At 47.9% G+C, this 13099-nt stretch carries 13 protein-coding genes; 3 read left to right on the top strand and 10 right to left on the bottom strand.

The window, feature by feature from the left end:
• The first annotated feature begins 49 nt into the window (after positions 1–49).
• A complete protein-coding gene (locus NYE68_RS19240) occupies positions 50–574 on the top strand; it encodes an NAD(P)H-dependent oxidoreductase (RefSeq protein WP_033574420.1) in 525 nt (174 codons plus the stop codon).
• 124 nt (positions 575–698) lie between these two features.
• On the opposite strand, the gene NYE68_RS19235 is transcribed toward NYE68_RS19240, so the two are convergent.
• From NYE68_RS19235 to NYE68_RS19190, 10 genes are all read right to left on the bottom strand, one after another.
• Complete coding sequence (locus tag NYE68_RS19235; protein ID WP_324636332.1) at positions 699–1232, bottom strand: SH3 domain-containing protein; 534 nt, start codon at positions 1230–1232, stop codon at positions 699–701.
• A 60-nt stretch (positions 1233–1292) separates the two neighbouring features.
• Positions 1293–2210, bottom strand: coding sequence for a ribose ABC transporter substrate-binding protein RbsB (gene rbsB / locus NYE68_RS19230; protein ID WP_007407524.1), 918 nt, complete (start codon positions 2208–2210; stop codon positions 1293–1295).
• A gap of 13 nt (positions 2211–2223) precedes the next feature.
• Complete coding sequence (rbsC, locus tag NYE68_RS19225; protein ID WP_254003437.1) at positions 2224–3195, bottom strand: ribose ABC transporter permease RbsC; 972 nt, start codon at positions 3193–3195, stop codon at positions 2224–2226.
• The gene (locus tag NYE68_RS19220) at positions 3185–4678 is read right to left on the bottom strand and encodes a sugar ABC transporter ATP-binding protein (protein WP_053574029.1); all 1494 of its coding nucleotides are present in this window, start codon (positions 4676–4678) and stop codon (positions 3185–3187) included. The genes rbsC and NYE68_RS19220 overlap by 11 nt, the downstream gene beginning before the upstream one ends.
• A gap of 16 nt (positions 4679–4694) precedes the next feature.
• On the bottom strand, positions 4695–5090 hold the full coding sequence (rbsD, locus tag NYE68_RS19215) for a D-ribose pyranase (protein ID WP_015418366.1): 396 nt from the start codon (positions 5088–5090) through the stop codon (positions 4695–4697).
• Positions 5087–5968 (bottom strand): ribokinase, encoded by an 882-nt coding sequence (gene rbsK / locus NYE68_RS19210; protein ID WP_007407520.1) that lies wholly within the window; start codon positions 5966–5968, stop codon positions 5087–5089. The genes rbsD and rbsK overlap by 4 nt, the downstream gene beginning before the upstream one ends.
• Positions 5961–6950 carry a LacI family DNA-binding transcriptional regulator gene (locus NYE68_RS19205; RefSeq protein ID WP_015418365.1) on the bottom strand — a complete coding sequence of 330 codons (990 nt, stop codon included), beginning with the start codon at positions 6948–6950 and terminating at the stop codon, positions 5961–5963. The genes rbsK and NYE68_RS19205 overlap by 8 nt, the downstream gene beginning before the upstream one ends.
• Positions 6951–7043: 93 nt before the next feature.
• Positions 7044–8177: a Ger(x)C family spore germination protein gene (locus NYE68_RS19200; protein WP_039253592.1), complete on the bottom strand. Its 1134-nt coding sequence runs from the start codon at positions 8175–8177 to the stop codon at positions 7044–7046.
• On the bottom strand, positions 8167–9258 hold the full coding sequence (locus tag NYE68_RS19195; protein ID WP_031379309.1) for an endospore germination permease: 1092 nt from the start codon (positions 9256–9258) through the stop codon (positions 8167–8169). Before NYE68_RS19195 ends, NYE68_RS19200 begins: the two co-directional genes overlap by 11 nt.
• Positions 9248–10717 carry a spore germination protein gene (locus NYE68_RS19190; protein ID WP_023357161.1) on the bottom strand — a complete coding sequence of 490 codons (1470 nt, stop codon included), beginning with the start codon at positions 10715–10717 and terminating at the stop codon, positions 9248–9250. Before NYE68_RS19190 ends, NYE68_RS19195 begins: the two co-directional genes overlap by 11 nt.
• A gap of 731 nt (positions 10718–11448) precedes the next feature.
• Between NYE68_RS19190 and pgsB the strand changes: the two genes are divergently transcribed.
• Both pgsB and pgsC read left to right on the top strand, forming a co-directional pair.
• Positions 11449–12630 carry a poly-gamma-glutamate synthase PgsB gene (gene pgsB, locus NYE68_RS19185; RefSeq protein ID WP_003151337.1) on the top strand — a complete coding sequence of 394 codons (1182 nt, stop codon included), beginning with the start codon at positions 11449–11451 and terminating at the stop codon, positions 12628–12630.
• A gap of 14 nt (positions 12631–12644) precedes the next feature.
• On the top strand, positions 12645–13094 hold the full coding sequence (gene pgsC, locus NYE68_RS19180; RefSeq protein WP_003151340.1) for a poly-gamma-glutamate biosynthesis protein PgsC: 450 nt from the start codon (positions 12645–12647) through the stop codon (positions 13092–13094).
• Positions 13095–13099 lie beyond the last annotated feature (5 nt).

Here is a 13099-nt window from a genome sequence, read left to right as displayed (position 1 = left end):
CTGGCAAAGATTAGGTAAAATACAGTCAAAAGGGAAAGGTGTGGTAGGTGTGAAAGTATTGGTATTAGCGGTTCATCCTGACATGGATAACTCAGCGGTCAATAAGGCGTGGACAGAAGAATTAAAAAATCATGATGACATCACGGTCCGTGAGCTTTATAAAGAATATCCGGACGGGAAAATAGATGGGGAAAAGGAACGGCAGCTGTGTGAACAGTATGACCGGATCGTATTTCAATTCCCGCTGTACTGGTACAGTGCGCCTCCGCTTTTAAAAACATGGATGGATCATGTGCTGGCGTATGGCTGGGCTTACGGTTCCAAAGGAAAGGCGCTGCACGGCAAAGAATTGCTGCTGGCTGTTTCTGTAGGTGCCGGAGAGGATGCATATCAGGCAGGCGGGTCCAACCATTTTTCACTGAGCGAGCTCTTAAGGCCGTTTCAGGCAATGGCTAATTTTACGGGTATGACCTATTTGCCGGCTTTCGCGATGTACGGGGTAAGCAGCGCCGATGCTGCGGCTATTCATGACAATGCAAAACGCCTGGCGGATTACATAAAGAAGCCATTTTAGAGTCGTATGCATTCATCTTCATCCGACAATATTTCCTGAGAAATATTTCGAACCTTAGACGTTTCTGACTGCCCAAGAAAGAAAAAACGGATTTCGCGCTGAATTTGCGAAATCCGTTTTGATATTATGTCAGTTTTTGCAGATCTTTTGTGCTGATATATCCCGTTGCGCCCCCGTAATCGACAAGCGCCCAGCCGAAGTCAATGCCGCCGCCGGCTGTCTTTTTCCATCCGAGGAAAGAAACGCTCGTGTTGTTAGCAAGGGAAGCTTTGACCGCTTGTTTGTCTGTATATACTTTTGTTTTTGCCGTCGTTTTTACGGTTGTTGCTTCTTTAACAATATAATGAGTAGATACAAATCCTGTTTTTCCGTTTTTATAATGTACTTTTGCCCAGTCAGCGTTCTGGAATGAAACGATCTTTAAGCTGTCGCCTAAATGAAGGGTATCAGCTCTCGGACTGGCTGCTGATGCTTTTGTTCTGACGTTCAATGCTTCCGCGGAAACGAGATAAGAGTCAAGCGGGTAGCTGTACAGATCGTCAATTTTGACCGCTTCTTGCGCGTGTGTCTCCGGAAGAGGCGTTATTCCGGCAGCTGAAGCCGCTGTTATTCCCGCTGCAAGGGTCAGAATGGATGCCGCTTTGGCTGTTTTCTTCATCTGTATCTCTCCTTTTACTTCATCCTTTCACGTTTTATCGGAAGTCTAAACATCGGCCGGTTATTTTTGTGTTTGAAGTTTCAATGGAGCGGAAATGGTTTTTTTGACTTTTTCTCCTTTGAGCACCTGCTCCGCCGCTTCGGCCGCCAGTTTTCCGATCAGCTCCGGCTGCTGGGCGACCGTGGCTGTCAGCTTTCCGTTTTTAATGGAAGAAATCGCATCTTTATTTCCGTCGAAACCGACGACCAAAATGTGTTTGCCCGAGCTGTTAATCGCTTCGAGCGCGCCGAGTGCCATTTCATCATTATGGGCGAACACGGCTTTAATATCCGGATGTCCCTGCAGCAGGTTTTCCATGACGGTCAATCCTTTTGTACGGTCAAAATCCGCCGCTTGCTTTGTTACGACATCCAGCTTTTTGTCGGCAATATGATGAAAGCCCGTTCCGCGTTCCCGTGTCGCGGATGCGCCCGGCACCCCTTGCAATTCCGCCACTTTGGCGCCTTTTCCGAGCTGGTCGGCGAGGTAGTCAGCCGCCATTTCTCCTCCTTTGACATTGTCAGAGGCGACAAGCGTTTCGACTTTGCCGTGTTCGGCTGAACGATCAAGCGCAATGACGGGAATGCCGAGGGAATTTGCCGATTCGACGGCTGTTGAAATCGCTGAGGAATCGGTCGGGTTGATCAGCAGCGCATCGACTCCCTGCTGGATCAAATCTTCTACGTCATTTGACTGTTTAGATGAATCATTTTGGGCATCGACAATAATGACCTTCATGCCCCGTTTTTTGGCTTCCTTTACAACGCCTTCTTTTAATGAAACGAAGAACGGATTGTTCAATGTGGAGACGGAGAGCCCGATAGTGAATTCTTTTTTATGTTTTGTGTTTGACGGTTTTGCCCATTGTGGCGGTTCAAGTGAACAGGCGGACAGCAAAAACAGTGATAATGCCGCGATCGTGATGATGGCTTTCTTCATAATGGTCCTCCTACTATGCCGATTTTTTGCGGTCCAGCAGCACCGCGATTAAAATGACGATTCCTTTGACGACGAGCTGATAAAAAGATGATACGCCGAGAAGGTTCAAGCCGTTGTTCAGCGTACCGATAATCAAAACCCCGATCAGCGTACCGATGATGCGCCCTCGACCGCCGGACAGGCTCGTTCCGCCGAGAACGACCGCTGCGATGGCGTCCAGCTCGTATGATTCCCCGGCCGTCGGCTGTGCGGAATTTAAGCGTGATGTCAGAATCGCTCCCGCCAGCGCCGATAATAAACCTGTCAGAGAATAGATCATGATCTTGATGCGGGGCACTTTGATTCCCGATATCAGCGCCGCTTTCTCATTGCCGCCGATGGCGTATGTCCGGCGGCCGAACGGTGTTTTGTGCAGAAGAACCCACAGGGTTGCAAATGCAATCAGCATCGTAATGGCAGGTACGGGAATGCCGAGAAAATAACCGCGTCCGAATAATTGAAATGCGTAATTTGAACCGAGCCCCGTAATCGGATTTCCGTCCGTATAGACGAGGGTCAGTCCGCGAAAGACGGTCATTGTCGCCAAAGTGGCGATGAACGGCGCCATTTTTCCTTTTGTGATTAATAATCCGTTTATCATGCCGAGTACGGCGCCGATTACGCAGCCGATGATGACGGCTAAGATCGGGTCGATGCCTGAGACCATCATACCTGCGACTAATGCGCTCGATAAGGCGAGGATGGCTCCGACAGAGAGATCAATGCCTCCCGTTAAAATGACAAACGTCATTCCGAATGCAATCAGAGCGTTAATCGCAACCTGCCGAAGAAGGTTGAGAATATTGAGGGGTTCAAGAAAACTCGGGTTTAAAACGGAAACGATCAGCACAAGAATCAGTAAGCCGAGAAACGGACCGAGTTTTTGCGTGAAGGTGTGAATGGAAAATCGCTTTTGTTCAGTTGATGTTATTGGTTCAGTTTTCATACTGCTGCCCTCCCGTGGCAAGTGTCATGATGTGTTCTTGTGTTGCGCCGGCCGCATTGATTTCTCCGCTGATGCGCCCTTCGTGGACGACGATGATTCTGTCACTCATGCCGAGAATTTCCGGCAGCTCGGAAGACACCATGATGATGGCGACTCCGCGATCGGTCAGTTCATTCATTAATGAATAGATTTCCCTTTTCGCGCCTACGTCGACGCCTCTTGTCGGTTCATCAAGGATGAGAACTTTCGGGCCGATTCCAATCCATTTGGCGATGACGACTTTTTGTTGATTTCCTCCTGATAAATGCCGGGCGGCGGTTTCCGGAGATGCGGTCTTAATGGTCAGACGCTTGATGAGCAGCTCAACGAACTCCGCCTCGCGTTTTCGGTCAATGATGCCTTTCGGAGAGAAGCTGGGCAGGTTCGGCAATGAGATATTTTCACGAATGGACGTATCCAGCAGCAGCCCTTCATCTTTGCGGTTCTCCGTAATCAGGCCGAGTCCCTTGCGGATGGCATCGTACGGACCCCGAATGCCGGTTTTTCGGCCGGAAATCCAGATCTCTCCGGAATCGAGCCTGTCAATTCCGAACAGCGCCCTCATGATTTCTGTCCGTCCGGCACCCATTAAGCCGGAAACGCCGAGGATTTCTCCGGCGCTCACATGGAAACTGATCTGTGAAAAGCTTCCTTTTTTTGAGGCGTTTTTCACTTCGAGCACCTTATCGCCGAGTGACGGCGTGCGAGTCGGATACCGATCGGTCAGCTCCCGCCCGACCATTTTTTTGACCACTTCATCAAAATTAGTTTCTTTCATATGCGCCGTATCGACAGTGAGGCCGTCCCGCATAATGGTGATCCGGTCGCAAATCGAAAATATCTCTTCCATTCGGTGCGAAATATAGACGATGGATACGCCGTCCCGCTTTAACGCCGTCATCACGTCAAACAGTTTGCTGATTTCCCGTTCGGTCAGCGCCGCGGTCGGTTCGTCCATAATAATGACTTCGGCGTTTGTCATCAGCGCTTTGGCAATCTCAATCATCTGCTGCTGTCCGACGGAACATTGTCCGGCTTCCCGGTCAAGAGGAAGAGAGACTCCCAGTTTTTCAAGCTGTGATTTTGCTAGCGCTTTCATTTTCTTCGTTTCCAAAACGCCGAATGCCGTCGTCAGCTCTTTGCCGATAAAAAGGTTTTCAAGCACCGTCATGTCCGGCCATATATTCAGTTCCTGATGGATAAAGGCGATTCCGTGCTTTTCGGCTTCCTTTGGATTGGAGAAGTTCATGTTTGTTCCGTTTATCGTAATGTTTCCCTTGTCGAGCCGGTAGAGCCCGGTGAGCAGATTCATTAACGTCGATTTGCCCGCTCCGTTTTCTCCCATTAAAGCGTGGATTTCTCCCGGCAGAAGCTCAAATGAGACGCCGGAGAGCACTTGGTTTTTGCCGAATGCTTTATGAATGTCTGTCATGCCGATGTGCATGCTGGATCCCTTCTTTCTAGAAAATCACACCCGCCTGCAGGATGCAGTTGGCGTATGGTGTCATTTCACCCGTTCGGATGACGGCTTTTGCTTTCTGTGTGAGCCGTTTGAATTCCTCGTGGGACATGTACTCGATCGTCTGCGCTGAGAAATGGCTTTCTATGAAACTTGCATTCTCAGGATTTGCGTCTTTGATCTCGGAAGCGGCGATCACCTTTTCGACTGCCATCTCCCCGGCTACCAGGCTGGTCACGTCCCGAAAGGCGGGAACGCCCGCCATTAAGGACAAATCAATTTTAGGGACGCCGTCAGGGACGGGGAGACCCGCATCTGCGATTGCGATGAGGTCTGTATGCCCCAGATCGGCCAATACTTTGGCAATGTGGCTGTTTAACATTCCGTGTTTTTTCATGACAGCAGCTCCTCAACTTCTTTTCTGGCCGGCATGCCGCCTTGGGCGCCGAAGTGCTGCACGGACAGGGAGGCGGCGCGGTTGGCAAACAGGAGCGCTTGCTCAATGTCCCGTCCTTCCGCGAGTGCGACGGCAAGTGCCGCATTAAAGGTATCGCCGGCTCCCGTCGTGTCGACCGCTTCTGCAGGGAAGGCGGGAACAAGCCGTTCCGCGGTGCCGTCTGAGTAGCGCACGCCTTGTTTTCCTTCGGTAATGAACAGTTTGCCGGGATAGCCGGCGAGCGCTTCTTCTTTCGTCCGGTCAGGAAATAAAATGGATGCTTCATGTTCGTTCGGCGTAAGATATGCGGCATCCTCAATCGTCGATTGTTTCAGCGGCCGGGCCGGCGCGGGATTCAGGATAACCGGAATTTGCTGCGCGCGGCAGTAGCTGCACACTTCTTCAACGGTTTCTTCAGGAATCTCCTGCTGGATCAGCACGATATCAATGCCGGGAAGTTTTGCCAGCGCACTTTTGGCATAATCGGGGGAGATGTCATCGTTTGCGCCTTTTACGACGACGATGCTGTTGTCTCCTTCAGCGAGCACAATATGAGCCGTTCCGCTTTTTTTATGTGTAACCGTTTCCATATAGTCCGTATTGACACCGTTTGCCTTCAGGTTTTCAATAATCGCTTTTCCGTAGCTGTCATTGCCTGCTTTTCCTACCATATATACGTTTGCGCCCAGGCGGGAAGCGGCTACGGCCTGATTTGCGCCTTTTCCTCCGGGCACGGTTTGAAAGTCTGTGCCCAGTACGGTTTCTCCGGCTTTCGGACGCCGTTCAGATGTGACGACCAGATCCATCGAACAGCTTCCGATAACACAAATTTCACTCATGGTGATCATCCTTTCTTGTCGTTTGTCTTCTTATGTAAGTCACGGGCATTTGAATGGCCGTCTCTTTCGGCGGCTCTTTCTTTATCAATTGCAGCAGCAGGTTTGCCGCTTGTTTTCCCATCTCATATGCAGGCTGGCGGATGGTTGAAAGCGGCGGAAACAAAAGCCTGCTCTGCGGAATATCGTCGTATCCGATGATCTGAATCTCCTCCGGAACTTTTTTGCCGAGCCGCAGCGCCTCATGGAGGACGGCAGCCGCCGCAATGTCGTTGCTGGCAATGACTCCGTCGGTTTCAGGGTATGCTGCAAACAATTCTTCTGCTAAAATGGCGGCATCCTTGATGGAAAATGAAGCGGCGGAGATGACATTGAACTGCGCGTTCGCTTTTTGCAGCACGTTAAGTGCGCCGTTAAAACGTTCCTGAGCGGTCGGAAGGTGGGCTGGGCCTTTGACAAGCGTGATGCTTGTGCTTTTGCCGCGAAGCATTTCCTCAGCCGCCCGTTTTCCGCCTGCCCGCCCGTCACTGAATACGGATGGGGCGCCTTCTTTTGTCCGGTCCAGAAATACGACCGGGTAAAGGCTGCCGCTGTATTCGGGAAGGTCGGGGTAATGGGTGGCCGCCAAAATACCGGCAACTTGATTTTGTTTAAATGTTTGCAGGTAGTCGAGTTCTTTTTCCAATTCTTCATCGCTGTTGCCGATGATCAGCCGGTATCCTTCCCGCTGCAACTCGTCTTCAGCGCCGCGGGCAAGCTGAGGGAAAAAGGGATTCGTAATATCCGGAAGCAAAAGCCCGACCAGTCTGGATTCTCTTTTATAAAGAGAGCGGGCAACTTCATTCGGATAATAATTCAGCTTCTCCATGGCAAGCATGACCTTCGTTCGTGTATCTTCATGCACGTAGCCGTTGTCATTGAGGACACGTGAAACCGTGGCAACAGAGACGCCGGCAGCGCCTGCCACATCTTTAATCGTTGCCAACAAACACTCCTCCTTCAGCTATGTAACCGTTTACATAAAAAGAGTAACACGAATCATTTCGGTTGGCAACAAAAAAAGAGACCGGGGTCTCTTTTAGTTCACGATGCCGATTTGTGAGATATTCACTTTAATATCAGGGATTATCTCGATGGAAGGATAGACCCCACGCCAATTGAGCCGCTTGCCCCGCTCATAATAATGGGTTTGATATTTCCGGCCGATGCCGAGGATATCCGAATTGTGCTCCTGAATATGGCTGATCACCGATCTGGCCTGGCTGTTCAAATTTGCTGAGGCTTGTTTGTTTATTTGGTCGATTGCCGTATAAGAATTCAGCTTGTCCTTTGGATATTCCAAGACGCGTGCATTCAGTTTTAAACGGATTTTCACTTTTATATGCTGCGGATCTGTATCTATAAATACAATCTTTCGCGTGGCATCCGTGATGCCGAGAGAAAGATAATTTTCAATATCCATTTTGTATTTGTCCCACAGCTTCAGATTAATATTAGCCGATTTATTAAATTGCCCGCTTAAAAGGGTCAGGAGGGTCGAATCCTGACCGAGCACCTCAGTCACTTTTCGCTGGCCGCTGAACAGGGCAGAACCCTCTACCTTTATCGTCTGTCCGTTAATCGATAAATAAGGAAGGGCGAAATCCTTATCAGCCGTCAGCATGCTTGAACGGATGGATTGCAAATTTTCCATGCTGATATTTGATTCCGCATTAGCGCTTGTTAATAAATTCGTTAAATACTTGCTGACGATCAATTTCTGCCGGACGATCAGCTTCAGCACTTCAATTGCCTCGCCGTCTTTTACAACCGCCGGATGAGCGAGAAGCGGGCTTTTCGGATCTCTGTAAAAGACATCGAGATAAGGAAAAAGCGGTTTTTCCGCCATTTTCTCACCGATTAATAAGACTCTTTGCTTGGACGTGTCAATGCGCTGATCGACAAGCTTATCCAATTGAAACCGCGCTTCACGGATGGTGTGCCCGGAAGCGCTGAGCACCGTCGTAATGAATGAGCCGCCCGTTTCCTGTTCCGCCTGGGAGGACTGAACCTTCCGATAGGTGATGCCGATTTTATTTTTACCGTCATGATCAACATCAAGGCTTGCGGTCAGCACGAGAGAAATATCTTTCAGCAAATTTTGATCCCAGCAGCCCGCAAGTGTCAGGCTTGCGCACATGAGACTGATAAGAACCGCTTTTTTAATGCGCATGGCGGACACCCTTTTTGCGTACAAGGACAATCAATACCATAAACAACGGAAACAAATACACAAACACAATATCGGAAATGCGGAAAAACTGATCCAGCTGCTGTATCGTTTTATCTGTGCTTGTGGCCCAAATAGACAGAAGGAAGACGAGCAGGGCCAGCGGATAAACAAACCGGCTGTGATCTTTTTGATTGAACAGCTTGGCAATGCCGGTGCTTGCCAAGTAAAACACGTTGGCCAGCGTTGAAAAGACGGTCACGAACCAAAACGTCAAAAAGAGCAGATCCGTCCGTTCGATAATTCTGAATGAAACGGTTTTTAACAGGTACAGCACAGGCTCCGGGATCATTTTTATTTCTTCGGGGCTGATTGTGACAAAGCAAGTAAGGGTGATATACAGGTAATAAAGGATAATCAAGATGTTTGAAATCGTCAGTATTTTGTAGCGCTGGCTGACGGTGCAGTTGATTAGGGGCCCGATCACGAGCGCCGCCTGAAAGCCGGTAATGCTGACAAGTGTTTGCTGCACCCCGGTAAGCATGTCTTTTGCGGTTCCGTGAAAAATCGGCATAATGTATGTGATATCGGCTTTTCCCAGCGTGTATAAAAGCGGCAGAGAGATCAGCAGCAAAAACGGCGTTAAAATAAAGCTGAACCTGGCGATCGCATTCAGCGGAGCCTGGGCGATATAGACAGAACCGAGGATCAGCATTAAGCTGATCACCCAATTCGGAGTCTGAGGGAGCACCCAGATATCCAATATCCGTGTAAATACAGAAAGAATGAGCGTGCAGAGAAACGCGAAATATAAAATATACAGCACCTGCACTCCTTTGCCGGCAAGTGTTCCGAACACCTCCTCCAGCATTTCGTACAGGTTCAGCTTCGGAAACCGGTGAAATAATATCATATACAGGCTGAATGTAAGCTGGACGAGCAATCCGGTAAGCAGAATGGAAATCCATCCGCTGCTTCCCGATTTCATCATCAGTAAATGGGGCAGCGCCAAAATGCCGATGCTGATCTGCGTCTGATTAATGAAAAACACGCCTTGAAGCCGGCTGATTTTTTTAGGCTTCATCTTTTCTCCACCCCCGAACATGTTTCATCTGCTTTGAGTCTTGCGGTCTCAAATAAAAAGGCCTTCTTTTAATAAACCAAGCCGGCAGCCGGATAAATGCATCCTTCAAGTCACTGAAATGAAACGGCGTCAGAGATGATAAATAAGGAACGCCGAGTGATTCAAGCTTGCACAGGTTCATCAGAATAAGCCCGAAGCCGAGTGCGATGCCGATAAAACCGAACGAGGATGCCAGAAACATAAGCGGAAATCTGAGCGTTCGGATGGACGTGCTCATTTCATATGAAGGAAGCACAAAAGAAGAAACAGCCGTAACGGCTACGACGATAATCATCATATTAGAAATGAGTCCCGCCTGAACGACTGCGTCACCGATCACGAGACCGCCGACAATGCCGATCGTCTGACTGATCGGTCTCGGCAGCCTGATACCGGCTTCGCGGATCAGTTCAATCGTAATTTCCATAATCATGGCTTCTATCAGCGGGGGAAAGGGAATATCAACAATCGAATTTTTCATGGTGATAATCAGATCGTTGGGAATGACTTCAAAATGAAACGCAATCAGCGCGATATAAAAAGCGGGCAGCGTAATCGCGATCATAAAGGCGAAAAATCTCAGCACTCTTAAAAAACTGGCAGAAATCCACCTCGTGCTGTAGTCATCCGGAGATTGAAAAAAGGAAAAGAATGTGATCGGCGCAATCAAAGCCGACGGACTCCCGTCCATCATGATCAGTACACAGCCTTCCATCACGCATGCTTTTGCTTTATCCGGCCGTTCCGTATGAATGATCTGCGGAAAAATGGAAAACGAATTATCTTCTATTGATTCCTCGATAATCCCGGGCGCAAGCACGCTGTCTATACGCAAGTATGACAGGCGCCGCTTCACTTCCTCGACAATCTCCGGATTGGCGATATTCTCAACAAAGATAACCGCAACCTTTGATTTGGCTCTTTCCCCGATATCCATATAATGAACGGAGAGATGGCGGTCCTGTATGTGAAACCGCAGCTGATGAATGTTCGTTTCCAAACTTTCCACAAACCCGTCATGGGCGCCGCGGACGATACTTTCAGATTCGGGTTCCATAATGGAACGCAGCGGATTCTGCCCGACGGAAAACAGCTTCGCTTTCCTCGATGCATCGCTGAGAAAAACAACCTGGCCGGCCAAAATCCCGTCAATGAGTTTTCTGGTTTCATCCGTTTCCGCACTGCTGACGGCATTCATCGTTTCCTCAAGCGGGCCGTTCTGCAGGGTGTCGCTTAACAGAAACTCATTCAGCTTCTGTTCTTCTATCATTTGTTCAATATAAAAGAAAGCGGTATGACGGTCCTGCAGTTTGATCCTTCGTATTTTAAAATCACCGCAAACACACATCAGCTCCTGCATTTCCCGTACAGCCGATTCAAAATCGCCGGGAATCCGTTTGTTTTGTTTATCCGCAGACATCAGACCGCCTCCTTTCCTGGTTATCTGTAGTTTTCAGCGGGTATTCCTTTTTTATGCATTTTATAAAATAGAGGAGTTCCTCGATGTTTTACCAAGAACTTCACAATTATGGATGAATATTTCTTGAACGAATATAAAGATTTATTAAAATTATTTCAAAAGAGTGATAAACGTCCTGTAAATGGTTTAAAAGGAGAAAGGCTTTCCGCATATAAAATGTGTATTTCTTGTAAACACTCCGGACCCGTCTTTTTCTGTCATGTACCAGTCATTCCGCTAGTTATTTTGGAATGGGACTGAAAGCAGGATACGGGGGAAAAATGAATGACTTTAAGACCTTATCCTTAACAAAACAGGTAGTCTGCACACAGCGGACAGAGAGTCCCGAAACGTATGCGCAGTGCGAAAAACGCTGATACAAACGGGCTGGAAAAGATGGATTATCATTACATCTTTTTCTTCCGGAACGCGAATAGTTCCATTGGTCCAAATGAATTTCTGTGTGAAAATGTAAACGCATTCATTTTTCTTTTGAAAAATTGAAGTAAGGTTGAAGTCCTGCCTATTCCCAAAAAAAGCAATTCGATAATAGGAAGAATAGCGTCACTAATAGAGAAGTTTGGCTCAGTGAAAGCGGGAAGATTATGTTACATAATGCCGATTGAGAATTCATAGTGAAGCTATATACTGATGAATGAATTTATCAATACAGAAGGAGATGTCAAAAATCAATGTGGTTACTCATTATAGCCTGTGCTGCCGTACTAATCATCGGAATCATTGAAAAAAGGCGGCATCAGAAGAATATCGATGCCCTGCCAGTACGCGTCAATATTAATGGTATCCGCGGAAAGTCAACCGTAACGAGGCTGACGACCGGAATACTGATGGAGGCGGGCTACAAAACAGTCGGAAAAACGACGGGAACAGATGCAAGGATGATCTATTGGGATACACCTGAGGAGAAACCGATCAAACGGAAACCGCAGGGTCCGAATATCGGCGAGCAAAAAGAAGTAATGAAGGAAACCGTAGAACGGGGCGCCAATGCCATTGTCAGTGAATGTATGGCGGTAAACCCGGATTATCAGATTATCTTTCAGGAAGAACTCCTTCAAGCCAACATCGGCGTCATCGTGAATGTGCTTGAAGACCATATGGACGTCATGGGGCCGACGCTTGATGAAATCGCTGAAGCATTTACCGCGACGATACCGTACAACGGTCACCTTGTCATTACAGACAGTGAATACACAGACTTCTTTAAAGAAAAAGCCGCAGAGCGGAATACCGAGGTCATTATTGCGGATAACTCTAAAATTACAGATGAATACCTTCGAAAATTTGAATATATGGTCTTTCCTGATAACGCTTCCCTTGCGCTCGGCGTTGCCCAGGCTCTTGGGATAGATGAAGAAACGGCGTTTAAAGGAATGCTGAATGCGCCGCCTGATCCTGGCGCCATGAGAATCCTGCCGCTGCTCAGCACGAAGGAGCCCGGTCATTTCGTAAACGGCTTTGCCGCAAATGATGCATCTTCTACTTTAAATATATGGAAACGTGTAAAGGAAATCGGCTACCCGACAGATGAACCGATCGTTATCATGAACTGCCGCGCCGACCGTGTGGACAGAACGATTCAGTTCGCAAACGACGTGCTTCCGTACATTAAAACGAAGGAACTCATACTCATCGGCGAGACGACAGAACCGATCGTCAGAGCTTATGAAGAAGGCAAGATTCCTGCCGATACATTGCACGATCTGGAATATAAATCAACAGACGAAATCATGGACGTGCTGAAAACAAGAATGCAAAACCGTGTCATATATGGCGTGGGCAATATCCACGGTTCAGCGGAACCATTAATTGAAAAAATTCAAGAGTATAAGGTGAAACAGCTCGTTAGCTAGGAGGAAAAGGATAAATGTTCGGATCAGATTTATACATCTCACTTATTTTAGGCGTGTTAATCAGTTTAATTTTCGCGGAAAAAACAGGTATCGTACCTGCCGGTTTAGTCGTGCCGGGTTATTTAGGGCTCGTTTTTAACCAGCCGGTCTTTATTTTACTCGTATTGTTAGTGAGTCTTCTTACATACGTGATCGTCAAATACGGTTTATCCAGATTTATGATTTTGTACGGACGCAGAAAATTCGCAGCTATGCTGATAACGGGAATCTGCTTAAAAATCGCCCTTGATTTCCTTTACCCGATCGTACCGTTTGAGATATCAGAATTCCGAGGAATCGGTATCATCGTACCGGGTCTGATCGCCAATACCATTCAGAAACAGGGATTAACGATTACATTTGCCAGCACGCTGTTCTTAAGCGGCGCAACTTTTGCCATTATGTTTGCTTACTACTTAATCTAATGTAA

The sequence above is a fragment of the Bacillus sp. FSL R5-0447 genome, from assembly GCF_038606125.1.
GTDB lineage: Bacteria > Bacillota > Bacilli > Bacillales > Bacillaceae > Bacillus > Bacillus velezensis.
Note: the sequence above shows the minus strand (reverse complement) of the source record. Positions and strands in the feature narration are given on the sequence as shown.

What these genes read in the sequence shown, in the direction of transcription:
- rbsB (WP_007407524.1), bottom strand. Translation starts at nt 2,210, where the DNA reads ATGAAGAAAGCCATCATCACGATCGCGGCATTATCACTGTTTTTGCTG.
- NYE68_RS19235 (WP_324636332.1), bottom strand. Translation starts at nt 1,232, where the DNA reads ATGAAGAAAACAGCCAAAGCGGCATCCATTCTGACCCTTGCAGCGGGA.
- pgsC (WP_003151340.1), top strand. Translation starts at nt 12,645, where the DNA reads ATGTTCGGATCAGATTTATACATCTCACTTATTTTAGGCGTGTTAATC.
- rbsD (WP_015418366.1), bottom strand. Translation starts at nt 5,090, where the DNA reads ATGAAAAAACACGGAATGTTAAACAGCCACATTGCCAAAGTATTGGCC.
- NYE68_RS19200 (WP_039253592.1), bottom strand. Translation starts at nt 8,177, where the DNA reads ATGCGCATTAAAAAAGCGGTTCTTATCAGTCTCATGTGCGCAAGCCTG.
- rbsK (WP_007407520.1), bottom strand. Translation starts at nt 5,968, where the DNA reads ATGAGTGAAATTTGTGTTATCGGAAGCTGTTCGATGGATCTGGTCGTC.
- rbsC (WP_254003437.1), bottom strand. Translation starts at nt 3,195, where the DNA reads ATGAAAACTGAACCAATAACATCAACTGAACAAAAGCGATTTTCCATT.
- NYE68_RS19190 (WP_023357161.1), bottom strand. Translation starts at nt 10,717, where the DNA reads ATGTCTGCGGATAAACAAAACAAACGGATTCCCGGCGATTTTGAATCG.
- NYE68_RS19220 (WP_053574029.1), bottom strand. Translation starts at nt 4,678, where the DNA reads ATGCACATCGGCATGACAGACATTCATAAAGCATTCGGCAAAAACCAA.
- pgsB (WP_003151337.1), top strand. Translation starts at nt 11,449, where the DNA reads ATGTGGTTACTCATTATAGCCTGTGCTGCCGTACTAATCATCGGAATC.
- NYE68_RS19195 (WP_031379309.1), bottom strand. Translation starts at nt 9,258, where the DNA reads ATGAAGCCTAAAAAAATCAGCCGGCTTCAAGGCGTGTTTTTCATTAAT.